The following is a 19,911-nucleotide window of genomic DNA, read 5'->3' as shown; positions in this document are numbered from 1 at the left end:
GTCAGGGGGCGAGGACGTCGAGTTCGGCCATGGCGCCGGCGGTGATCTCACGCGTGAGGTCCTCCGCGCGCCGCCGGTCGCCGGCGCGGATGGCCTCGGCGACCTGGACGTGCAGCGTGACGGCCGCCGGGTCGGGATCGGTGAACATCACCTGGTGCTCGGTGCGGCCGGTCAGCACGGCGGCCACGACGTCCCCGAGGCGGGCGAACATCTCGTTGCGGGAGGCCCTGAGCACGACGCGGTGGAAGGCGACGTCGTGCACGAGGTAGCGGTCGAGCTGCTGGCCGCGGGAGGTGGCCACCATGCCCAGGGCGTGCCCGGTGAGGTCGGCGCACTCCTGGGGGGTGGCGTGTTCGGCGGCCAGGCGTGCGGCGGCGGGCTCGACGGCCGAGCGCAGTACGGTCAGGGAGCGGAGCTGGCGGGGCCGGTCGGCGCCCTGGAGCCGCCAGGCGATGACCTGCGGGTCGAAGACGTCCCACGCCTCGGTGGGCAGGACGGTCACGCCCACGCGGCGGCGGGAGCGCACCAGGTGCATGGACTCCAGGACGCGTATGGCCTCCCGCATGACGGTGCGGGACACCCCGAAGCGGCGTTCGAGCTCGTCGGTGCGCAGGACGCTGCCCGGGGGGTGGTCACCGCTGGTGATGGCCGGTCCCAAGGCGGCGAGCACGCGCGCGTGCAGGCCCTGTCGCTGTGTTCCCATGGCCTTCAGACTACGGCGTCCCGGCCCCGCTTCGTATGACGATTGCGGCGTGACCGGGGCATTACGTCATACCTTCCGGCGGCCGAAGCGCACCGGGGCGTTACGACCGCGGCTGGTGCGGTACTCGCGGCGCCATGCTGCTGCTCAGGCCCCCGGGCGTGTACGCCCCGCAAGCCGACTCCTGGTTGCTGCGTCAGGCGCTCGCCGACGCGGCCCTCGCGCCCGGTGCCCGTGTGCTGGACCTGTGCACCGGGACCGGTGTGCTGGGCCTCGCGGCCCTGCGGATGGGGGCCGGCGAGGTGCTGGCCGTGGACTCCGCGCGGCGGGCGGTGCTGACGGCGCGGTGCAACGCGTGGCTGCGCCGCCTGCCGCTCTCGGTGCGCCGGGGGGACCTGGAGCGCGCCGTGGCCGGGCGCCGGTTCGACGTGGTGCTCGCCAACCCGCCCTACGTCCCCTCCTGCGGGCCGCGCCGCGCCGCCCCCGGGACCCCGGCGGGTAGCTGGAACGGCGGTGTGGACGGACGCACGGTGCTCGACCGGCTGTGCGACCGGGCGCCGGAGTTGCTGGTGCGCGGCGGGACGCTGCTGGTCGTCCACTCGGAGGTGAGCCGCCCGGGGCTGACGCTGGACCGGTTGCGCGCCGGGGGGCTGAAGGCGTCGGTGGTGGCGCGTGCCCGCGTCCCCTTCGGGCCGGTGATGCGGCGGGAGGCGGCGTGGCTGCGGGCGCGCGGGCTGATCGAGCCGGGGCAGACCCGGGAGGAGCTGGTGGTGGTCCGTGGCGACCGGCCGTGAGGAGGAGCCCGTCGCGAACGGGCCCGCCGGGGAGGGCCGCGAACGGGCGCGGCGCGTGCTGATCGACCCCGAGGGGCCGATGCTCGTCGAGGGTCCGGTGGAGCTGGCGCTGCCGGACGGGAGCACGGTGCGCTCCGACCGGGTCATGGTGGCCGTGTGCACCTGCCGACGCAGCCGCCGCTACCCGTTCTGCGACACCAGTCACCGCAGGCGCGAGCGGCCGGACAAGCGCAGCGCGCAGGGGTGAGCCGGGCCGGCTCACCCCCGCCCGCCCGGATGTGTGCCGCGCGGCCCCGGAGCCCGGCCGGCCCGCGCGGCGGGCGCGCGGGCCGGCCGACGCTCACCCCGGCCGGGCGGCCCCGGCCACCGGCCGCACCGCGCCCCCGGCGGACCCTGCCGGGGCGGACCCGTTCACCGCGGGCTCGGCCGGCAGCGGGCGGCGCAGCGAGGTGGCGCCGTCGCGCCAGGCGTGCAGCAGGTGGGTGGCCAGCCGCGCCTCAAGGTGCTCGGTGGCCTGGATGCCCAGGACGACGTCCCCGGCGAGGCCGGGCTCGCGGGCGAGCAGGTCCCCCAGCACGTCGCGGCGCATGATCTGCTCGTGGACGGCGTCGGCCTCGATGTGCTCGGTGAAGAAGTGGACGCACCGGGGGTCGGCGCCCATGCGTTCCAGGGCCTTGGCCATCTTGCGGGCGCTGGGCGCGGTGGAGATCTCCGCGGCGGCGAAGTGGCCCACCAGCGCGCCGCGCAGGGCGCGGTGCAGCCCGCACAGCGACATGAGGTTGACCAGGGCCAGCGCCGGGGCGGGGACGTCGTCGAGGTAGTGCAGGTAGTCGGCGTGGAGCCGGGCGCCGCTGAGGGCGTCGGCGAAGAGCGCGGCGTGCAGGCGCTCCCCGTGGCCGCCGCCGAACTCGTCGAACTCGACGGCGACGAGGGAGGCCTTGGCCTGCCCGTCCAGCCGCGGGATGACCCAGGCGTGCGGGTCGGCTTCCTTCAGGTGGTAGACGGAGCGGTGCACGAGGTACTCGCGCATCTGCCACCAGTGCCCCTCGCGCAGCAGGTGGTCGGCGACGCCGGCGCCCTCGACGGGTTCGACCAGCAGGGGGTCCAGGGCGGCGGTGACGTCGTCGCCGCCGGGGGTGTCGGCGCGCAGGGCGTCCAGGAACAGCGCTTCCAGGCCGGCGCGCAGCCGCAGCAGCTCCGGGTCCCACTCCCAGGCGTCGGTGACGCCCTCCAGGCCCCGGTAGTGCAGTTCGTAGCACACGTACAGGGCGAGCTGGAGGTCCTCGCCGTAGGGGTCGGTGCCGGGGGGCGGGGCGGTGGGCAGCGGGGCGGGCGGCCGGTGGACGAGCGCGTCCAGGACGGCGGCGCTGAGGTCGCCGCGGGGGGCGGGCCGGGGGGCGGGGGGCATGGGGATCACTCCAGTCGCGCTTCGGTCTGGCCGGCCAGGTACCGCACGACGGCGCTGGGGCCGCCGTCGGCGTGGGCGCGGCGCTGGCGTGCGGCACCGGTGCCGTGCCGGGTGACGGAGCGCAGCAGGCGGTGCACGGTGGGGGCGTCGCCGGTGTCCTCCAGGGCCGGTGCGAGATGGTCCAGCAGGTCGTCCAGCAGTGCGGTGGCCGGGGCCGGTCGCCCGGTGCGCAGGTCGACGCCGGGACCGCTCAGGCCGTGCCGGGCGGCCGCCCAGACGGCCGCGGCCGCGAGCTGCGCGTCGTGGGGCGGCTCGGGGCGGCCGGCGGCGATGTCGCCGAGGGCCCGGCGCACCAGGGCGCGGCACAGGGCGGCCTGGAGGACGGCTTCGTCCGTGGTGGCGGCGGTGTCCGCGACCCGGAACTCCACGGTGGGCAGCCAGCCGGAGGGCCGGGCGAGCCAGAAGCTCATGCGGGCGTCGATGAGCGCGCCCGCGTCGACCAGGGCCCGCACGGCCGCGTCGTGTTCGGCGGCGTCGGCGAAGGGCGGGGCGACGCCGGAGCCGGGCAGCCGGGACTGCTCGACCATGCGCCAACTGGCGTACCCGCTGTCCCGCCCCGCGTGGTAGGGCGAGTTCGCCGACAGGGCCAGCAGGGTGGGCAGCCAGGGGTGCAGGCGGCGCACGACGGCGACCGCGGTGTCCCGGTCGGGGACGCCGACGTGCACGTGGCAGCCGCACACCTGGTAGTCGGCGAGGACGTCGCCGTAGCGCTCGACGATGGCGGCCAGGCGCGGCCCCGGGGCCAGTCGGGGGCTGCCGTCGGTCAGGACGGGGCTGGCGGAGGGGACCAGGCGCAGGCCCTCGGCCCGGGACGCCGCGGCGAGCCGCGCCCGGGCGGCGGCGAGCCGGTCGGCCAGCTCGGCCAGGCCGGTGCACACGGGGCTGGCCGACTCCACCTGGGTGAGGAAGAGCTCTCCCTTCAGCCCCGCACCGTCGGCGTCGGGCTCACCCGCCCCGGCCCGCGCGAGCACGGCCGCAGCGCCCGGCGCCGGCCGGGCGGTGGCCGCGTCGACGAGGAGGAACTCCTCCTCCACTCCAATGGTGTGCCCTCCCGGTGCCGCGTCCTCGTTCACGGCGGACGGGGTACCCCGTGGCGGGAGGCCGAATCGGGGGGATCGTCACGGCCAGATGTGGGCGACCCATTCGGGGTGGTCGACGAAGGGGTTGCGGTTGTGCTGGAACCGCTGGTGGATGAGGTCGTTGCGGCGCTTCTCGAAGGCGTCGGGCGGGTCCTGGTCGTGCCACTGCCTGAGCACGGACAGGCGCCCCTGGTAGGGGCTGGAGCCGTTGGCCGTCGAGTCGTTGAGCTCCAGGTCGGCGAAGCCGTCGCCGCCCTCGTAGCGGACGGCCATGTAGAACAGCATGCGGGCGACGTCGCCCTTGACCGCGTCGCGCGGCTCGAAGGAGTCGGCGTCGGTGAGGTTGCCCGGCGCGCCCGCGACGGGAGCACCGCCGTGGTCGAAGTCCTTGTTGCCGCGGATGCCGTTGACGGGCACGGCGGTGGGACGCAGGTGGTGGACGTCGGTGCCCGGGCCCGGTGCCGTGCCGAAGCCGCCGTGGGACTTGGCCCACACGTGCTCGCGGTTCCACTCGTCGCGGTCGCCGCCGTTGTCGTACTCGCTCAGGGAGCGCCCGGAGTACAGCAGGACGACGTTGGCGGGGTTGGCCGGGTCCTCGTCGGTGACGCGCAGGGCGGCCCAGACCTGGCTGTAGGTGAGCGTGGTCTGGTCGCTGACGATCGCGTGCAGGGCGGCCTTCAGCTCGGCGCCGGTCTTGCCGTGGGCGGAGTCGTAGTAGTCGGCGGAGGAGCCGGCGGAGTAGTCGGCGGAGCCGGAGAGGGCGGAGGAGCCCCCGGGCTCGGCGCGCTCGGCGGCGGCCGGGGGCGCGGGGGCGGCGGGCGCGGGGGCGGCGGGCGCGGCGGCGGCCAGGCCGGCGAGGGCCGCGGTGGCGAGGGCGGCGGCTCCGGTGGCGAGGGCCGGCCGTCGGCGTGGGGTGCGCGGCACGGGCATGCGGGGGTCCCTTCCGGTGTCCGACGCGCGCGGTGGCCGGGGTGCCGGGCGGCGTCGACGAGCTTGACGTGAACGGGTCAGTGGTGAGCGTGACATGCCCGGTGGTGCCGGAGCGTGAACGTCCGGTGGCGGGTGGATGCCGTTCCGTCGCGGGCCCCGGCCGACGGGCGCGGCGATGCGCGATAGTCGCCGGAAGTGGGTACTCGTCGCCGGGCCCCGGGGCGTCCCGGGGTGTGTCACTGCCCGAAGGAGGCTGCAACATGGCCATCGCCACGGTGAACCCGGCAACCGGCGAGACGCTCAAGACCTTCCAGGCGCTGGACGCCGAGGAGGTCGAGGCGCGCCTCGCCCGGGCCGCGGAGGCCTTCGAGACCCATCGCACGACCGGCTTCCCCGAGCGCGCCCGGCTCCTGCGGCGGGCGGCCGACCTGCTGGAAGGCGACGCGGAGGAGGTGGCCCGGGTCATCACCACCGAGATGGGCAAGCCGCTGCCCGCGGCCGCGGCGGAGGTCGCCAAGTGCGTGAAGACGATGCGCTGGTACGCCGACCACGCGCAGGCCCTGCTGGCGGACGAGGAGCCGTACGCCTTCGACGTGGAGGACTCCGGCGCGTCCCGGGCGTTCGTGCGCTACCGGCCGATGGGCGTGGTGCTGGCGGTCATGCCGTGGAACTTCCCCCTGTGGCAAGTGGTGCGGTTCGCCGCGCCGGCGCTGATGGCGGGCAACGTCGGGCTGCTCAAGCACGCCTCCAACGTGCCGCAGACGGCGCTGTACCTGGACGACCTGTTCCGGCGCGCGGGCTACCCGCCCGGCTGCTTCCAGACGCTGCTGGTGGGCTCGTCGGCCATCGAGTCGGTGCTGCGGGACGAGCGGGTCGCGGCGGCGACGCTGACCGGCTCGGAGCCGGCCGGCCGCTCGGTCGCCGCCATCGCGGGCGACGAGATCATGAAGACCGTGCTGGAGCTGGGCGGGAGCGACCCGTTCGTGGTCATGCCCTCGGCGGAGCTGTCGGAGGCGGTGCGCACCGCCGTGACCGCGCGCGTGCAGAACGCGGGCCAGTCCTGCATCGCGGCCAAGCGGTTCATCGTGCACAGCGACGTCTACGAGGAGTTCGCCGCCCGCTTCACCGAGCGGATGGCCGCCCTGCGGGTGGGCGACCCGACGGCCGAGGGCACCGACGTCGGGCCGCTCTCCAGCGAGCAGGGGCGCGCGGACCTGGAGGAGCTGGTCGAGGACGCCACCGCGCAGGGGGCCACCACGCTGTGCGGCGGGCGCCGGCCCCCGCACCTGGAACGGGGGTGGTACTACGAGCCGACGGTGCTGGCCGACATCACCCCGTCGATGCGCATCCACCGCGAGGAGGCGTTCGGTCCGGTGGCGACGCTGTACCGGGTGGCCGATCTGGATGAGGCGATCGCGGTGGCCAACGACACCCCGTTCGGGCTCAGCTCCAACGCCTGGACGAACGACGCGGCCGAGCAGGAGCGGCTGATCGCCGACCTGCGGGCCGGCGGGGTGTACTTCAACGGCATGACGGCCTCGCACCCCGGCATGCCCTTCGGCGGCACCAAGCGCTCCGGCTACGGGCGGGAGCTGTCCGGGCACGGCATCAAGGAGTTCTGCGAGGTGACGACCGTGTGGTACGGCGCGCGCAAGAGCAGCGGCTGACCGGCGGCCGGGTCAGTAGGCCTGCCACTCGTGCCGGGTGTACTCCAGGACGGCCGGGTCCATCAGCGTGCTGGGGCGCACCTCGCGCGGGCGCCGGTCGACGGGGAAGACGGCGGCGGCGCGCAGCACGTCCGCGTCCAGGAAGCGCAGGGGCGGGGCGTCGGCGGACAGCTCCAGCGGGGCCCGGCCCGGCCCGGTGCCGTCCGGGGTCCCGCGCGGGGTGGCGGCCAGGAAGCCCCAGTTGCCGAAGCTGGGCACGTCGACCTGGTAGGGGGTGACCGCGTACCCGGCCCGTTCGATGCTGGCGGCGATCGACCAGAAGGTCTTGGGCGCGAAGAAGGGCGAGCCGCCCTGCACGACGACGCGGCTGTCGTCGCCGAGCACGCCCGAGAGCAGGTGGTAGAACTCCACCGAGTACAGCTTCGCCAGGGCCGCGGTGTCGGGGTCGGGGAAGTCGATGACGACCGCGTCGTAGGTCCGCGTGGCGTCGCGCAGCCAGGTGAAGGCGTCGGCGTTGACGACGTCGACGCGCGGGTCGGCCAGCGCGTCGCCGTTGAGTTCGCGCAGCGGGGCGAAGGAGCGGGCCAGGCGGGTCATCGCCGGGTCGAGGTCGACCAGGGTGACGTCGCGGACGTCGCGGTAGCGCAGTACCTCGCGCACGGCCAGGGCGTCGCCCCCGCCCAGCACCAGGACGGAGGAGCGCGCGCCGGACAGGGCCGGGTGCACCAGCGCCTCGTGGTAGCGGTACTCGTCCACGGAGGAGAACTGCAGGTCGCCGTTGAGGAACAGCCGCAGGTCCCGCTCTCCGGTGAAGGTGGCCTCGCGGGTGAGGACGATCTCCTGGTAGGGGGTGCTCTCGGCGCGCACGATGGGGTCCCGGTAGAGCTGCTGGCGGGCGGTGACCTCGATGTCCTCGGCGAAGGCGTAGGCCGTCCCCAGCACGGCGAGCACGCCGGCCACCCCGGCCAGCAGCGCGCCGCGCACGACCCGGCGCACCTGGCGGCGGAAGATCCACAGGACCACGATGACGCCCGCGACGGCGTTGACGGCCCCGACCACCAGGGCGCCCTTGAGCTGACCGAAGGTCGGCAGGAGCAGCAGCGGGAAGCACAGGCCGCCCAGCAGGGCGCCGATGTAGTCCACCGCGAACATGTCGGCCACCGCGCTGTCGGCCTCCTGCCGCCGGATGCGCTGCAGCAGGGTCATCAGCAGCGGGATCTCGGCGCCGATGAGGGCGCCGACGACGAAGGCGATGACGATCATCGCCGGGGTGTAGACGCGCAGCCAGGCGAACAGGACGTAGAGGGTGAGGACGGACAGGCCGCCGACGAGGGCCAGCAGCCCCTCGATGACGGCGAAGGAGCCCACGGGGCGGTGGCGCAGCGGCTTGGCGGCCAGCGAGCCGACGCCCATGGCGAAGACCATGACCGAGATGACGACGGAGGTCTGCAGGACGGAGTTGCCGAGGAGGTAGCTGCCCAGCGCGGTCAGGGCCAGCTCGTAGACCAGGCCGCACGCGGCGCACAGGAACACCGCGAGCAGCAGCAGGAACCGGGGCAGCCGCGTCGCCGGGGCCGCGGGCGGGGCGGTGCTCTGGGGAGCCGCGGGCGGGGCGGTGCTCATGGGGGCGGTCAGGTCAGCGCGGCGCCGACCATGAACGCGGTGCCGAGATACACCGCGCCCTGCACCCAGGCCGCGGGGTGCGGGCGGCCCCCGTCGTCGTTCAGCGCGGTCTCCCCGATGCGGCCGGGGGTGAGCAGTCCGACCACGGCGCCCGCCAGCGTCATCATCACGACCCCGGCCAGGCCGTAGGCGGCGGTGCTCAGCAGCCCGTAGCCCAGCCCCTCCTGGGACTCGCTCGCGGCGATGGCGTCGGCGATGACCAGTCCGATGGCCAGGGTCTGGGCGGCCAGCAGGACCGCGGCCCCCTTGTTGCGCTCGGTCCAGGCGACGTGGACCAGCTTGCCGGGGGTGACGAGGTCCAGGGCGATGAAGCCGATGGCCTGGACGACGAAGCCGACGAGGCCGTAGAGCAGGGCGGTGCCCGCCGACTCGAGGATCTCTGCGGTCACGGGGAGCCTTTCGACATGACGCGTGGTGCGTGGTGCGGATGAGGGAGGGGGAGCCTACTTGCCGGAGCCGGGGCCGCCGCCGCGGAAGTCTCCGCCGCCGCTGCCCGGAGCGGGCCAGGCGTTGCCGATGTAGGTGTTCCAGCGGCGGTGCCCGTCGCGGTAGTCGTCGACGTCGATGCGGCTGCCGGAGCCCTTGGGGCTGATGGCGACGATGTCGTCGTCGTAGCGCAGAAGGACCCAGCCCCGGCTGGTGCGCCGCGCGATGGCCTTGCGCTCTCCGGTGATCTCGTCGGCCACCTTCCGCGGCCCGTCGGTGCGGTCGAGGTAGCCGCTGTCGCTGGGTTGGTAGTGCCGGGCGATCCAGCCGCGCGGGGCGACCCGGCGGTCGCTGTCGCTGGAACACGCGGAGAGCCCGGTGAGCAGGGTGGTGGCCAGCAGCGTCGCGGTGGCGGTGCGGACGGTCTTCATCGGGCCTCCAGCCGGGTGTGCGTGGTGACGATCCGGCGGCTTTGCGGGTAGGTGTGCCAGGTGTGCCAGCCGACGCCGTTCCCGTGCCGTCGCACCGTCAGGGCGGTGACGGCGTCCGGGCAGCCGGGGAAGACGCCGCACAGCGCGCGCGGGTCCGCCGCCGTCTCCGCGTGCAGGCGGCGCACGCGGTCGGTGAAGCGCTGCCCGGGGTAGTGGAGGACGCGGGCGCTGAAGCGGTAGTTCCACTGGGGGAACCGGCGCACCAGCTCGGGCGGGAGGCCCCCGTCGGTGCCGGGCAGGCAGGCCACCGTCTCGCGGACGGGGCCGGCGAGGACCTGGTGGGAGGCGCCCAGCAGCCGCAGGCGCACCGGAAGCCCGTCCACGCTCACCTCGCGCACCGCCAGCGCGGGGCGGGCGGGGAGGTCGAGGGTGAAGGACAACTGGTCGGCATCGGTGTCGAGATAGGGGGCGGCCAGGGCTATGCCGCTCACACGCCGCTGCCCGGGTAGATGGTGAGGGTGCCCTCCGGCACGCGCTCGCCGAGCGAGGCCTCCCAGCTGCCGCGGCCCTGGTCGCCCAGGAAGCGTTCGAAGGCGAGGGCGCGGCCGGTGGGGCCGTCGTAGTCGGCGTACTCCACCCGGCCGGACTCGCCCAGGCCGGTGGTCCCTTCCGAGCGGTAGGAGGCGGTGCCGTGCTCGCTGCGGTGGTAGGTGACGCCGTGGACGGTCAGCGGAGTGCGGCTGGGGGTGAGTTCCTCCTCGCCCTGGTACTCCGCCCACAGGTAGACCTCCAGCGTGGGGTCCTCCTCGACCGACAGCCAGCGGCGACCGGCGTCGGTGCCGTCCATCGTGTCGAGGAAGTGCTCGGACCAGGTGTAGCCGCCCTCGGTCAGCCGCAGGGAGCCGCGTACGAACATCCGCTCCCCCAGGTACTCCACCATGTCCCCGGCCTTCAGCAGCCGCGGGTCGCCCGCGGTGCTGTCCTCGGGGGCGAACGGGTCGCGCGGCGCCACCGGCGCGGAGGGCACCACGGCGCGGCGTCTGCGCAGCAACGCGATGACGACGGCCGTCACGACGACGACCGCCAGGAGGGCAAGCAGAAGCTTCACGTTGATCCCCCGACTTCCCTGGAACCTGCGGCAAGCCCGGCCGAGTATGGCATAGCGCGCGCGGGCGGCCGGTGGGGCGGGTCGGCGGCCGCCTGTTTGCCCCCCGGTCGCCACGGGAACCCGGCGCCCCATGGCGACCAAGTACACAGGGCACACGGGGTCCGCGGCACGGCGGGCGGCGCGCCGCGTCCTGCCGTCGGCCGACGGGCCGGGACGGGTGATGTCGGCGGTGGACCGGCTGGAGCGGGCCACCGAGCTGGACGGTGCGTCGGCGAAGCTGCGCACCTGGGTGAAAAAGGCGCCGCTCGGCCGGGCCAGGGACGCGCTGCACGGCCGTTGGCTGGGGCACCCGGTGCACCCGCTGATGGTGCAGCTCCCCATCGGGGCGTGGCTGTCCGCGGCGGCGCTGGACGTGCTGCCGGGGCAACGGCGCGGAGCCGGGGCGCTGGTGGCGCTCGGGCTGGCCGGCGCCGGGCCCGCGGCGGTGGCGGGCTGGGCCGACTGGGCCGAACTGCGGCCGCCCCAGCAGCGGGTGGGCCTGGTGCACGCGGTGTGCAACATCGGCGCGGTGGCGCTCTACGCGGGGTCCCTGGGCGCGCGCGGCGTCGGGCGGCACGGGCTCGGCCGCCTGCTGGGGTTCGCCGGGCTCACGGTGGTGGGGGCCGGCGGCGCACTCGGCGGGCACCTGGCCTACCGGCAGGCGGTGGGCGCCAACCACGCCGAGGGGCTGGCGGCCCGGGTGCCCTCGGGCTGGCAGCCGGTCGGTGAGCTCGCCGACTTCCCCCCGGGGGAAGTGGTGCGGCGCACGGTGGGCGAGGTGCCGGTGATGGTGGTGCGCGAGGACCGCGAGGGCACTCCGACGGTGCGCGCGCTGGTCGAACAGTGCAGCCACCTGGGCGGCCCGCTGGCGCAGGGCGAGATCGCCGACGGGTGCGTGCGGTGCCCCTGGCACGGCAGCACCTTCCGCCTCAGCGACGGCTGGAACGTCCAGGGCCCGGCCACGGCCCCGCAGCCGGCGTTCGAGGCCCGGATCGTGGAGGGCCGCGTCCACCTGCGGCTGCGTGACTGAGGACGCGGCCGACCGGTGCGGGGCGTCGCCCCGGGTGCCCCGCACGGGTGAGGCGGGTGCCGCCGCCCGTGGGGCGCGGGGCGTAGGGCGGTGCCGACCGGGGCACCCGGCGTGGCGCGAGGCAAGCAGCGAGGAGGACGGCATGATCGGATCAGTGCGCCGCCGGCCCACCGACGCGCACGAGGCGTCGGTGGGCGAGCTGGTGGAGCGGGCGTCCCAGCAGCTCTCGGAGCTGGTGCGCCAGGAGATGCGGCTGGCGCAGGCGGAACTCACGCGGAAGGGCAAGCGGGCCGGGCTGGGCGGTGGCATGTTCGGCGGCGCGGCGCTGGTGGGCTTCGTGGCCTTGCAGGCGCTCGTGGCCGGCGCGATCGCGGCGCTGGCCCTGGTGCTCCCCGTGTGGGCGTCCGCGCTGATCATCGGCGGCGTGCTGCTGCTGGTGACCGGCGTCCTGGCGCTGGCGGGGCGCAAGGAGCTGCGCCAGGCCACGCCGGTGGCGCCCCAGGAGGCGATCGGCGGGGTCAAGGCCGACATCCGGGAGATCAAGGAAAGGGCGCACCGATGACACCTCCCTCCGGCGCCGATCACGCCGACGACCCGCGACGGCTGCGCGAGCAGGTCGAGCAGGCCCGGGCGCAGCTCGGGGACACGGTGGCCGAACTGGCGGCGAAGGCCGACGTGAAGGCCATGGCGCACCGCAAGACGGCGGAGACCAGGGAACAGGCCCACTACGCGGCGGCCGTGGCGGCCGAACGCGGGCGGGAGAACCGCGGGCCGCTGCTCGCGGCCGGGGCGGTGGCGGCCGCCGTGGCGGTGTGGTTGCTGGGCAAGCGGTACGGGAAGTGGTGACGGCGTGCTGAAGGTGGTGAACCGGGCGGCGAGCCTGCTGATGGGTGTCCTGGGCGGCGTGGTCGCCGGGGCGGTCTTCAAGCGGGTGTGGAAGGTCGTCTCCGGTGACGACGACGCGCCGGACGCGACGGACGTCGAGCGGAGCTGGCGCGAGGTGCTGACGGCCGCGGCCGTGCACGGTGCGATCTTCGCGCTGGTCAAGGCCGTGATACAGCGCGGTGGGGTGGTCGGGGCGCGCCGGGTGCGGCACCGCGGGGCCGCCTGACTTTCGCGTGGGACGTGGTGGCGGGCGGTGCCGTGCGGCACCGCCCGCCACCGCTGTGCGCGGGGCGCTCACCGCGCGGTCCCGGTTCCGGTCGGCGGTTCCGGCACCGGTCCCGGCGGCCGGTCCCGGGGCGGAGCGCTCCGGGCACCCCCGGGCCGCGGGCGCGGTCCCGTCGCGCGCCCGGCCCCGGCGCGCGAGCGCCGGGCGGGCGGCGAGGGTGACGGGGGCGGCCGGCGAGGGCGCGGGCCGGTCAGCCCGCGGTACCCGGCCAGCCCGGGTCGCGGCCGCTGAGGCCGATGACGCGGTCCAGCTCCGGGGCGGTGTCCGGCACGGGCACGCGCGGGCCGAACAGGCCCTCCTCGCCGGAGCCGTCGAAGCCGTCGAGGAAGGCGAGGCAGGTGCGGACGGCGGCCGGGTCGGCCGAGTAGGGCTGCCCGGTGGCCCGGGCCAGGTCCCAGCCGTGCACCAGGAGCTCGTTGAGGGCGATGACCCCGGCCTGCTCGCCGGGGAGTTCGATGCCCCCCGCCTGGGTGGTCCCCTCCCAGGCGCCGGGGTCGCGCCAGGCATCGGCCAGGGCGGTGAGCCGCTCGGGCAGCCGGGTGCGCCACTCCGGCACCAGGGCGTCGCCCGGGGGCTGCGGAGCCTCGGCGGTCAGGGGCGTGCTGCGCTTGGCGGCGGCGTCGGTGAACGCCTCGGCGAGTTCCAGCAGGTGCTGGAGGAGGTCCGCGACGGTGTAGTCGGCGCAGGGGGTGCGGGCGTCGAGCCGGGCGTCCTCGACGCCGGGCAGCAGGTCGGCCACGTGCTGGGCCTGACCCGCGAGGGAGGTGGTCTGGGACATGGCTGCTCCTGGGCGTGCCGGATCGGTGGGGTGTCTCGCCCTTACCGACGGCGCGCGGCCGCCGAACTCATCGCCGCGCCCGCCACACGGCGCTGCCGGGCGGGCGGCCCGCAGCCCGGCGCACGGACCGGGGCGCCCCGGCGGGCGCCCCGGCCCCGCCCGGTGCGCGGCGAACTCCCGAAGACCCGGTCCGGCCTCCCGCCCCGGCCCCGGCGCCGCGAGGCCGGATCCGGCGCCCGCGGCGCACGGCGGGCGTTCGGCGGCCCGCTCGACGCCGGGGAACCGCGGGACCCGGGCCGGGCGCGGCGCGTTCCCCCGGCCCACGGTGCGCGGCCGGCGCGGCCCGGCCTGGCACGCGGCGCATCCCCTGTGGGCCCCGTGAGCCGGGCCGGTCGACGGGGCCGGTGCGAGGCGGGGCGCGTCGGTGGGGCGGGCGGGCGCGCACAGGGCGCGGGGCGGGCGAGAACGCGCACGGCCCCGCGGCGCGCGCCCTGGTACGCGGGGGCGGCGGCGCGGGGCCGTGGCCGGCCGGCGGTGAGCGTCAGCGGATGCTCACGCCGGAGACGGTGCGGGATATCACCAGGCGCTGGATCTCGCTGGTGCCCTCGAAGATGGTGTAGATCGCGGCGTCCCGGTGCATGCGCTCGACCGGGTACTCGCGGGTGTAGCCGTTGCCGCCGAGGATCTGGATGGCCTGCGCGGTGACGTTCTTGGCGACCTCGCTGGCGTACAGCTTGGACATGGAGCCCTCGGCCGCCTCGAACGGCTTGCCCGTGGTGGCCATCCACGAGGCGCGCCACACCAGCAGCCGGGCGGCGTCGATCTGGGTGCGCATGTCGGCGAGCTGGAAGGCGACGCCCTGGTTGTCGATGATCGGACGGCCGAACTGCTCGCGGGTCCTGGCGTAGTCGAGCGCCACCTCGTAGGCGGCGCGGGCCGTGCCGACCGCCATGGCGCCGACCGCGGGGCGGGACGCCTCGAAGGTGGCCATCGCCGCGTTCTTCACCCGCTCGCCGCCCTGCCTGGCCCTCTCCCGGGCGCGGGCCAGGCGCTCGTCGAGCTTCTCCTTGCCGCCCAGCAGGCAGCTCCCGGGCACGCGGACGTCCTCCAGCACGACCTCGGCGGTGTGTGACGCGCGGATGCCGTGCTTGAGGAACTTCTGCCCCTGGGAGAGCCCCGGGGTGCCCGGCGGCACGATGAAGGAGGCGTGGCCCTTGGAGCCCAGGTCCGGGTCGACGACGGCGACGACGACGTGCACGTTCGCGATGCCGCCGTTGGTGGCCCAGGTCTTGGTGCCGTTGAGCACCCACTCGTCCTTGGCCTCGTCGTAGACGGCGCGGGTGCGCATCGAGGCGACGTCGGAGCCGGCGTCGGGCTCGGAGGAGCAGAAGGCGGCCACCTTGACGTCCTGCGCGTCGCCGTACATCTGCGGGACCCAGGTGGCGACCTGCTCCTCGGTGCCGTTGGCGACGACGCCCACGGCGGCCAGGCCGGTGCCCACGATGGACAGCGCGATGCCCGCGTCACCCCAGAACAGTTCTTCCATCGTCATCGGGATGCCCAGACCCGTGGGGTCGAAGAACTGCTGGGCGTAGAAGTCCAGGGAGTACAGGCCGATCTTCGCGGCCTCCTGGATGATGGGCCACGGCGTCTCCTCGCGCTCGTCCCACTCGGCGGCGGCGGGGCGGATCACGTCGGCGGCGAAGCCGTGCAGCCACTGCCGCACTTCCTTCTGTTCGTCGTTGAGGTCGAGCGCGAACTCGGTCATCGGGGCCCTCCGCTTAACTGTTACTTGAAGTAACGCAGTCTGTTACTGCCCAGTAGCGAATGTCAACCTTCCCGCGGTTCACGGGCCCGGCAGCGGCGGAGTGCTACGTTGCGCGGGCAGCGCACGAGCACGGGCGGGGAGTGAAGCATGGAGACCAAAGCCCAGGACGAGCGGCGCGGCAGCGCCTCCGAACGCAGACGCGAGGAGTTGCTGGAGGCCGCCAACCGCGTGGTGATGCGGGAGGGCCCGGAGGCCTCGATGAACGCCATCGCCGCCGAGGCGGGCATCACCAAGCCCATCCTCTACCGGCACTTCGGCGACAAGGGCGGGCTGTACCGGGCGCTGGCCGTGCGGCACACCGACGCCCTGCTGGCCTCGCTGCGCGAGGCGCTGGACGCGCCCGCCGACCGCCGCGAGCGTGTGGAGAACACACTCGACACCTACCTGGCCGCGATCGAGGCGCGCCCGCAGGTGTACCGGTTCCTGATGCACCCGGCCGAGGGCGGTTCCCGGGGCGAGCCCGGCTTCGCCGCCGGGCAGCAGACGGCCCCGCTGCTGCGGCGGCTGGGCGAGGAGCTGGCGAAGGTCATCGACGAACGGGTCGACCTCGGCCCGCAGAGCACGGAGCTGGCCCGGGTGTGGGGCCACGGCATCGTCGGCATGATGCACGCCGCCGGGGACTGGTGGCTGACCGACCGCCCCTGCTCGCGCGCCCAGCTCGTCCGCCACCTCGCCGACCTGCTGTGGGGACGGCTGGCGGCGGCCGGTGACCGCGTGGGCGGCCCCGGCTTCTGACGGGCGCGAGGCGACCCGCTCACCGCCCGCCCGGCGGCCAGGCCAGCCCCGCGCGGGCCGCGGCGCGGCGCAGGCGGCGCGCGCGCAGGCCGCCGAGGCGGTCGGCGTAGACGACGCCGTCCAGGTGGTCGCACTCGTGCTGCAGGCAGCGGGCGAAGAAGCCCGTGCCCCGCACCTCCGCCGGGGTGCCGTCCGCGCGGTGCCCGGCGACGCGCACGACGTCGGCCCGCTGCGTGGCCGCCTCCAGGCCGGGCAGCGACAGGCAGCCCTCCGGGCCGCGCACCACCGCTCCCCCGCGCTCGACGACCCGCGGGTTGACCAGGTGGCCCACGTGGCGCCGGTCCTCGTCGTCGGGGCAGTTCTCGGTAGGGTGCAGTGTGACCGAAGCGCAAGGAGGATCAACGACGATGTCGGGCAACCCGGAACCGCTGACGCCGCGCGCCAAACTGGCGGTGACGGCGGGCAGGGCCGCGGCGGCGGTGTCGCGTGCGGCGGGCCGCGGGAGCGGATCAGTCATCGGCGGCCGGGTCGCGCTCAGGCTCGACCCCGACCTGCTGGCGCGCCTGGCCGCCCACCTGGACGTCGTGCTCGTCTCCGCCACCAACGGGAAGACGACCACCACGCGGCTCATCGCCGAGGCGCTGCGCGGAACGGGCGAGGAAGTGGTCTCCAACGCGCTGGGCGCCAACATGCCCGCGGGCATCACCTCCGCGCTGGCCGGCGGCTCCAGCGCCCGGTTCGGCGTGATCGAGGTGGACGAGAAGTACCTGGCCACCGTGGCCCAGGACGTGACGCCCAAGGCCATCGCCCTGCTGAACCTCTCCCGCGACCAGCTCGACCGCGCCGCGGAGACGCGGATGCTGGCCGAGCGGTGGCGCGAGGGGCTGGCCGGGTCCAAGGCCGTCGTCATCGCCAACGCCGACGACCCGCTGGTGGTGTGGGCGGCGTCCTCGTGCGCCAACGTGCTGTGGGTGGCCGCCGGGCAGGAGTGGAAGGACGACGCCTGGTCGTGCCCCTCGTGCGGCGGCGTGCTCCAGCGCCCGGGCGAGGAGTGGGCCTGCGGCGAGTGCGGCTTTCGCCGCCCCGCGCCGAGCTGGGCGCTCTCCGGAGACCACGTGCTGGACCCGCACGGCTCGGCCTGGCCCATCCGCCTGCAGCTCCCGGGCCGCGCGAACAAGGCGAACGCCACCACCTCGGCGGCCGTGGCCGCGGTCTTCGGCGTCCCCCCGCAGGTCGCCCTGGAGCGGATGTTCTCGGTGACGGCCGTGGCCGGGCGCTACGACGTCGTCTCCTACCAGGGCCGCGAGGTGCGGCTGCTGCTGGCGAAGAACCCGGCCGGGTGGCTGGAGACGTTCTCGCTCATCGACCCGCCGCCCGCCCCGGTGATCCTCTCGGTCAACGCGCGCGGCGCCGACGGCACCGACACCTCCTGGCTGTGGGACGTGGACTACGGGCGCCTGGCCGGCCACCCGATCTGCGTCATCGGCGACCGCAAGCTGGACCTGGCGGTGCGCCTGGAGGTCGCGGGCGTGGACTTCCAGGTCTGCCAGGACGCCGAGGAGGCGGTGCGCCGCTGCCCGCCCGGCCGGATCGAGGCCATCGCCAACTACACCGCCTTCCAGGACCTGCGCCGCGTCGTCGGCAACTGAACCCGGCCACCCGTCAAGAAGAGGTACGAGCATGAGCGACAGCAGCCTGCGGGTCGTGTGGATCTACCCCGACCTGCTGAGCACCTACGGGGACCAGGGAAACGTGCTGGTCGTGGGGCGCCGCGCGCAGCAGCGCGGGCTCGGCGTCCAGCGCGTGGACGTCCGCTCCGACCAGCCGGTGCCCACCTCCGGCGACATCTACCTGATCGGCGGCGGCGAGGACCGTCCGCAGCGGCTGGCCGCCGAGCGGCTGGTGCGCGACGGCGGCCTGCAGCGGGCCGTGGACAACGGCGCGATCGTCTTCTCGGTGTGCGCCGGCTACCAGATCCTCGGCCACGAGTTCGTCAACGACCAGGGCGAGCGGCAGCCCGGGCTCGGCCTGCTCGACGTCACCTCCACGCGCGGGACCGGGGAGCGCTGCGTGGGCGACGTGCTGGGCGACGTCGACGAGCGGCTGCGCCTGCCGCAGCTCACCGGCTTCGAGAACCACCAGGGCATCACCCACCTCGGGCCGACGGCCCGCCCGCTGGCCCGGGTGCGCTTCGGCCAGGGCAACGGGACCGGGGACGGCACCGAGGGCGCCTGGAACGACACCGTGTTCGGCACCTACATGCACGGCCCCGTCCTCGCCCGCAACCCGCTGATCGCCGACCTGCTGGTGAAGCTGGCGCTGGACGTCAACGCGCTGCCGCCGGTGGACGACCGCTGGTACGAGGCGCTGCGGGCCGAGCGGATCGCGGCGGCCACCCAGCCGGCCTGACGGCTCCGGCCGCCACTCCCCCGGCCCGCCCGCGCCCCGACCGCTCCTCCCCCGCTCGGACTCCCCCGTCCGGACACCCCCGGCCGCCGCCACGGCCGGGGGCGGTTCTACTCTGGTCCGGGCGATCGGTACGAACCAGGAGCGTTGCGGATGGATCACGGCGGACACGGCATGACGGCGGACCTGCCCCCGTTCACACTCGAACGCGGCCTGGAGTTCACCGGCGAGCCGTTCTTCCTGGTGGGCAGCGTGCTGACGCTCGCCCTGTACGGCTGGGGCGTGCTGCGCCTGCGGCGGCGCGGGGACGGCTGGCCCCTCGGCCGGCTGCTGTCCTTCGCGGCCGGTGTGCTCACCCTCGTCCTGGTGATGTGCACGGCGCTGAACGAGTACGGCATGGTGCTCTTCAGCGTGCACATGGTGCAGCACATGGTGATCAGCATGCTCTCGCCAATCCTGCTGCTGCTCGGCGCTCCGGTGACGCTCGCGCTGCGGGCGCTGCCCACGGCCCCGCGCGGTCGCCGCGGCCCGCGTGAGCTGCTCGTGGCCGTCCTGCACAGCCGGTACGTGCGGGTGATCTCCCACCCGGTGTTCACCATTCCGCTGTTCATCGCCAGCCTCTACGGGCTGTACTTCACGCCGCTGTTCGACCTCCTGATGGCCTCGCGGGCCGGGCACCTGGCGATGATGGTGCACTTCCTGGCCGTGGGCCTCATCTTCTTCTGGCCGATCATGGGCGTGGACCCCGGTCCGCACCGGCCCGGGTACGTGATGCGGATGCTGGAGCTGTTCGCCGGCATGCCCTTCCACGCCTTCTTCGGCATCGCGCTGATGATGGGCACCGAGCCGCTGGTGGGCACCTACGCCGATCCGCCCGCCTCGCTCGGCGTGACCGCGCTGGACGACCAGAACGCGGCGGGCGGCATCGCCTGGGCGTTCAGCGAGATCCCCTCGGTCCTGGTGCTGATCGCGCTGATGTTCCAGTGGTACGTCTCCGAGCAGCGGCAGGCCCGGCGCCAGGACCGCAGGGCCGACCGCGACGGGGACCGGGAGCTCGCCGCGTACAACGCCTACCTCGCCTCGCTCCAGACCCGCGCGGGGCGGTAGCCCGCCCGGCGGCCGCCCGCTCCGGTGCCGGCTCGGCGGCCCGGCGCTCGGAGCGGCCTGTGGGGCGGTGGCGCGGGGGCGGCTGCGGCGGGACCATGGACACGTGGCGCGGAGCGGTCACCGTGGCCGCCCGGCCCCGCGAGGAGGTGGCGCGACGATGGCCTCGGGGACGAAGTCGATGGCGGTGGCCACGGTCGCCACGCTCGTGCTGGCCACGGCCTACACCGTGGCGGTGGGCGGGAGTGGCTGGCTGTGGTTCGCGTGGGTGGTGCTCGGGATGGTCACCCTCGGCCTGGCCACCGTGCGGGGGCCCTCCCCGCACCGCTGACCCCGCCGCCCGCGCCCGGCCCGCCCGCCGCTCCGCGCACCGGCCGGACGGGCGCGGGCGGCGCCCGGGCACCGGCGGCGGAGGCGCGGCGGTGGTCCCCGGCCGCTGGCGGCGCTGCCCCGGTCGCGCGACCGGGGCCCGGGCCGCTTCCGCGCCGCCGCCGGGGCGCCGTCGGTGTCGCCGGTTGGCCGTCCGCCCCTCGC

The 19,911-nt window shown here is 75.5% G+C and carries 24 protein-coding genes; 12 read left to right on the top strand and 12 right to left on the bottom strand.

The window, feature by feature from the left end:
* Position 1: 1 nt before the first annotated feature.
* The gene (locus OSB71_RS15085; protein ID WP_265948492.1) at positions 2 to 703 is read right to left on the bottom strand and encodes a FadR/GntR family transcriptional regulator; all 702 of its coding nucleotides are present in this window, start codon (positions 701 to 703) and stop codon (positions 2 to 4) included.
* Positions 704 to 837: 134 nt separating this feature from the next.
* Between OSB71_RS15085 and OSB71_RS15080 the strand changes: the two genes are divergently transcribed.
* Positions 838 to 1,494 carry a HemK2/MTQ2 family protein methyltransferase gene (locus OSB71_RS15080; protein WP_265948491.1) on the top strand — a complete coding sequence of 219 codons (657 nt, stop codon included), beginning with the start codon at positions 838 to 840 and terminating at the stop codon, positions 1,492 to 1,494.
* On the top strand, positions 1,478 to 1,741 hold the full coding sequence (locus OSB71_RS15075; RefSeq protein WP_265948489.1) for a CDGSH iron-sulfur domain-containing protein: 264 nt from the start codon (positions 1,478 to 1,480) through the stop codon (positions 1,739 to 1,741). The genes OSB71_RS15080 and OSB71_RS15075 overlap by 17 nt, the downstream gene beginning before the upstream one ends.
* Positions 1,742 to 1,834: 93 nt before the next feature.
* On the opposite strand, the gene OSB71_RS15070 is transcribed toward OSB71_RS15075, so the two are convergent.
* Genes OSB71_RS15070 through OSB71_RS15060 form a run of 3 tightly spaced genes read right to left on the bottom strand, consistent with a single transcriptional unit; the run spans position 1,835 to position 4,971 of the window.
* Complete coding sequence (locus tag OSB71_RS15070; RefSeq protein ID WP_265948488.1) at positions 1,835 to 2,902, bottom strand: iron-containing redox enzyme family protein; 1,068 nt, start codon at positions 2,900 to 2,902, stop codon at positions 1,835 to 1,837.
* Between the two features lie 5 nt (positions 2,903 to 2,907).
* The gene (locus OSB71_RS15065) at positions 2,908 to 4,035 is read right to left on the bottom strand and encodes a carboxylate-amine ligase (RefSeq protein WP_265948486.1); all 1,128 of its coding nucleotides are present in this window, start codon (positions 4,033 to 4,035) and stop codon (positions 2,908 to 2,910) included.
* Positions 4,036 to 4,080: 45 nt separating this feature from the next.
* Complete coding sequence (locus OSB71_RS15060) at positions 4,081 to 4,971, bottom strand: endonuclease I family protein (protein WP_265948485.1); 891 nt, start codon at positions 4,969 to 4,971, stop codon at positions 4,081 to 4,083.
* A 260-nt stretch (positions 4,972 to 5,231) separates the two neighbouring features.
* Here OSB71_RS15060 and OSB71_RS15055 point away from each other — a divergent pair, with 260 nt between their 5' ends.
* On the top strand, positions 5,232 to 6,638 hold the full coding sequence (locus OSB71_RS15055; RefSeq protein ID WP_265948483.1) for an NADP-dependent succinic semialdehyde dehydrogenase: 1,407 nt from the start codon (positions 5,232 to 5,234) through the stop codon (positions 6,636 to 6,638).
* 12 nt (positions 6,639 to 6,650) lie between these two features.
* Here OSB71_RS15055 and OSB71_RS15050 read toward each other — a convergent pair whose 3' ends face one another.
* From OSB71_RS15050 to OSB71_RS15030, 5 genes are read right to left on the bottom strand one after another with little or no spacing between them, the layout of a single operon-like run.
* Entirely contained in the window at positions 6,651 to 8,273 is a 1,623-nt protein-coding gene (locus OSB71_RS15050; protein ID WP_416237267.1) for a polyamine aminopropyltransferase, read from the bottom strand.
* Positions 8,270 to 8,710, bottom strand: coding sequence for a DUF350 domain-containing protein (locus OSB71_RS15045; protein ID WP_265948480.1), 441 nt, complete (start codon positions 8,708 to 8,710; stop codon positions 8,270 to 8,272). The genes OSB71_RS15050 and OSB71_RS15045 overlap by 4 nt, the downstream gene beginning before the upstream one ends.
* A 54-nt stretch (positions 8,711 to 8,764) precedes the next feature.
* Positions 8,765 to 9,178, bottom strand: coding sequence for a DUF4247 domain-containing protein (locus tag OSB71_RS15040; RefSeq protein ID WP_265948479.1), 414 nt, complete (start codon positions 9,176 to 9,178; stop codon positions 8,765 to 8,767).
* The gene (locus tag OSB71_RS15035) at positions 9,175 to 9,669 is read right to left on the bottom strand and encodes a DUF2617 family protein (RefSeq protein WP_265948477.1); all 495 of its coding nucleotides are present in this window, start codon (positions 9,667 to 9,669) and stop codon (positions 9,175 to 9,177) included. The genes OSB71_RS15040 and OSB71_RS15035 overlap by 4 nt, the downstream gene beginning before the upstream one ends.
* Positions 9,666 to 10,286 carry a DUF4178 domain-containing protein gene (locus OSB71_RS15030; protein ID WP_265948476.1) on the bottom strand — a complete coding sequence of 207 codons (621 nt, stop codon included), beginning with the start codon at positions 10,284 to 10,286 and terminating at the stop codon, positions 9,666 to 9,668. The genes OSB71_RS15035 and OSB71_RS15030 overlap by 4 nt, the downstream gene beginning before the upstream one ends.
* A 130-nt stretch (positions 10,287 to 10,416) precedes the next feature.
* Between OSB71_RS15030 and OSB71_RS15025 the strand changes: the two genes are divergently transcribed.
* The 4 genes from OSB71_RS15025 to OSB71_RS15010 all read left to right on the top strand — a co-directional run bounded on the left by OSB71_RS15025 (position 10,417) and on the right by OSB71_RS15010 (position 12,466).
* Positions 10,417 to 11,355 (top strand): Rieske (2Fe-2S) protein, encoded by a 939-nt coding sequence (locus OSB71_RS15025; RefSeq protein WP_265948474.1) that lies wholly within the window; start codon positions 10,417 to 10,419, stop codon positions 11,353 to 11,355.
* A gap of 142 nt (positions 11,356 to 11,497) precedes the next feature.
* Entirely contained in the window at positions 11,498 to 11,917 is a 420-nt protein-coding gene (locus OSB71_RS15020; RefSeq protein WP_265948472.1) for a phage holin family protein, read from the top strand.
* Entirely contained in the window at positions 11,914 to 12,201 is a 288-nt protein-coding gene (locus OSB71_RS15015) for a DUF3618 domain-containing protein (protein ID WP_265948471.1), read from the top strand. The genes OSB71_RS15020 and OSB71_RS15015 overlap by 4 nt, the downstream gene beginning before the upstream one ends.
* 4 nt (positions 12,202 to 12,205) lie before the next feature.
* Positions 12,206 to 12,466 (top strand): DUF4235 domain-containing protein, encoded by a 261-nt coding sequence (locus OSB71_RS15010; RefSeq protein ID WP_265948469.1) that lies wholly within the window; start codon positions 12,206 to 12,208, stop codon positions 12,464 to 12,466.
* A 250-nt stretch (positions 12,467 to 12,716) separates the two neighbouring features.
* Here the strand turns inward: OSB71_RS15010 and OSB71_RS15005 are convergent, their stop codons facing one another.
* A complete protein-coding gene (locus tag OSB71_RS15005; protein WP_265948468.1) occupies positions 12,717 to 13,304 on the bottom strand; it encodes a TIGR03086 family metal-binding protein in 588 nt (195 codons plus the stop codon).
* A 541-nt stretch (positions 13,305 to 13,845) separates the two neighbouring features.
* The gene (locus OSB71_RS15000) at positions 13,846 to 15,072 is read right to left on the bottom strand and encodes an acyl-CoA dehydrogenase family protein (RefSeq protein WP_265948466.1); all 1,227 of its coding nucleotides are present in this window, start codon (positions 15,070 to 15,072) and stop codon (positions 13,846 to 13,848) included.
* A 147-nt stretch (positions 15,073 to 15,219) separates the two neighbouring features.
* Here OSB71_RS15000 and OSB71_RS14995 point away from each other — a divergent pair, with 147 nt between their 5' ends.
* Positions 15,220 to 15,867 (top strand): TetR/AcrR family transcriptional regulator, encoded by a 648-nt coding sequence (locus tag OSB71_RS14995; RefSeq protein ID WP_265948464.1) that lies wholly within the window; start codon positions 15,220 to 15,222, stop codon positions 15,865 to 15,867.
* 19 nt (positions 15,868 to 15,886) lie between these two features.
* Here OSB71_RS14995 and OSB71_RS14990 read toward each other — a convergent pair whose 3' ends face one another.
* Positions 15,887 to 16,198, bottom strand: coding sequence for a peptide deformylase (locus OSB71_RS14990; RefSeq protein WP_416237266.1), 312 nt, complete (start codon positions 16,196 to 16,198; stop codon positions 15,887 to 15,889).
* A gap of 76 nt (positions 16,199 to 16,274) precedes the next feature.
* On the opposite strand from OSB71_RS14990, the gene OSB71_RS14985 reads away from it, so the two are divergent.
* The 4 genes from OSB71_RS14985 (at position 16,275) to OSB71_RS14970 (ending at position 19,708) form a co-directional block, all read left to right on the top strand.
* Complete coding sequence (locus tag OSB71_RS14985; RefSeq protein ID WP_265948462.1) at positions 16,275 to 17,516, top strand: MurT ligase domain-containing protein; 1,242 nt, start codon at positions 16,275 to 16,277, stop codon at positions 17,514 to 17,516.
* A 31-nt stretch (positions 17,517 to 17,547) separates the two neighbouring features.
* Complete coding sequence (locus OSB71_RS14980; RefSeq protein ID WP_265948460.1) at positions 17,548 to 18,276, top strand: type 1 glutamine amidotransferase; 729 nt, start codon at positions 17,548 to 17,550, stop codon at positions 18,274 to 18,276.
* Positions 18,277 to 18,426: 150 nt separating this feature from the next.
* Positions 18,427 to 19,380: a cytochrome c oxidase assembly protein gene (locus tag OSB71_RS14975; protein ID WP_265948458.1), complete on the top strand. Its 954-nt coding sequence runs from the start codon at positions 18,427 to 18,429 to the stop codon at positions 19,378 to 19,380.
* 157 nt (positions 19,381 to 19,537) lie between these two features.
* Entirely contained in the window at positions 19,538 to 19,708 is a 171-nt protein-coding gene (locus tag OSB71_RS14970) for a hypothetical protein (RefSeq protein ID WP_265948456.1), read from the top strand.
* Positions 19,709 to 19,911 lie beyond the last annotated feature (203 nt).

The organism is Streptomyces marinisediminis (genome assembly GCF_026262575.1).
Lineage (GTDB): Bacteria > Actinomycetota > Actinomycetes > Streptomycetales > Streptomycetaceae > Streptomyces > Streptomyces marinisediminis.
Note: the sequence above shows the minus strand (reverse complement) of the source record. Positions and strands in the feature narration are given on the sequence as shown.

What these genes read in the sequence shown, in the direction of transcription:
- OSB71_RS14970 (WP_265948456.1), top strand. Translation starts at nt 19,538, where the DNA reads ATGGCCTCGGGGACGAAGTCGATGGCGGTGGCCACGGTCGCCACGCTC.
- OSB71_RS15040 (WP_265948479.1), bottom strand. Translation starts at nt 9,178, where the DNA reads ATGAAGACCGTCCGCACCGCCACCGCGACGCTGCTGGCCACCACCCTG.
- OSB71_RS15055 (WP_265948483.1), top strand. Translation starts at nt 5,232, where the DNA reads ATGGCCATCGCCACGGTGAACCCGGCAACCGGCGAGACGCTCAAGACC.
- OSB71_RS14980 (WP_265948460.1), top strand. Translation starts at nt 17,548, where the DNA reads ATGAGCGACAGCAGCCTGCGGGTCGTGTGGATCTACCCCGACCTGCTG.
- OSB71_RS15005 (WP_265948468.1), bottom strand. Translation starts at nt 13,304, where the DNA reads ATGTCCCAGACCACCTCCCTCGCGGGTCAGGCCCAGCACGTGGCCGAC.
- OSB71_RS15020 (WP_265948472.1), top strand. Translation starts at nt 11,498, where the DNA reads ATGATCGGATCAGTGCGCCGCCGGCCCACCGACGCGCACGAGGCGTCG.
- OSB71_RS14985 (WP_265948462.1), top strand. Translation starts at nt 16,275, where the DNA reads ATGTCGGGCAACCCGGAACCGCTGACGCCGCGCGCCAAACTGGCGGTG.
- OSB71_RS14995 (WP_265948464.1), top strand. Translation starts at nt 15,220, where the DNA reads ATGGAGACCAAAGCCCAGGACGAGCGGCGCGGCAGCGCCTCCGAACGC.
- OSB71_RS15025 (WP_265948474.1), top strand. Translation starts at nt 10,417, where the DNA reads ATGGCGACCAAGTACACAGGGCACACGGGGTCCGCGGCACGGCGGGCG.
- OSB71_RS14975 (WP_265948458.1), top strand. Translation starts at nt 18,427, where the DNA reads ATGGATCACGGCGGACACGGCATGACGGCGGACCTGCCCCCGTTCACA.
- OSB71_RS15080 (WP_265948491.1), top strand. Translation starts at nt 838, where the DNA reads ATGCTGCTGCTCAGGCCCCCGGGCGTGTACGCCCCGCAAGCCGACTCC.
- OSB71_RS15000 (WP_265948466.1), bottom strand. Translation starts at nt 15,072, where the DNA reads ATGACCGAGTTCGCGCTCGACCTCAACGACGAACAGAAGGAAGTGCGG.
- OSB71_RS15015 (WP_265948471.1), top strand. Translation starts at nt 11,914, where the DNA reads ATGACACCTCCCTCCGGCGCCGATCACGCCGACGACCCGCGACGGCTG.
- OSB71_RS15070 (WP_265948488.1), bottom strand. Translation starts at nt 2,902, where the DNA reads ATGCCCCCCGCCCCCCGGCCCGCCCCCCGCGGCGACCTCAGCGCCGCC.
- OSB71_RS15060 (WP_265948485.1), bottom strand. Translation starts at nt 4,971, where the DNA reads ATGCCCGTGCCGCGCACCCCACGCCGACGGCCGGCCCTCGCCACCGGA.
- OSB71_RS15085 (WP_265948492.1), bottom strand. Translation starts at nt 703, where the DNA reads ATGGGAACACAGCGACAGGGCCTGCACGCGCGCGTGCTCGCCGCCTTG.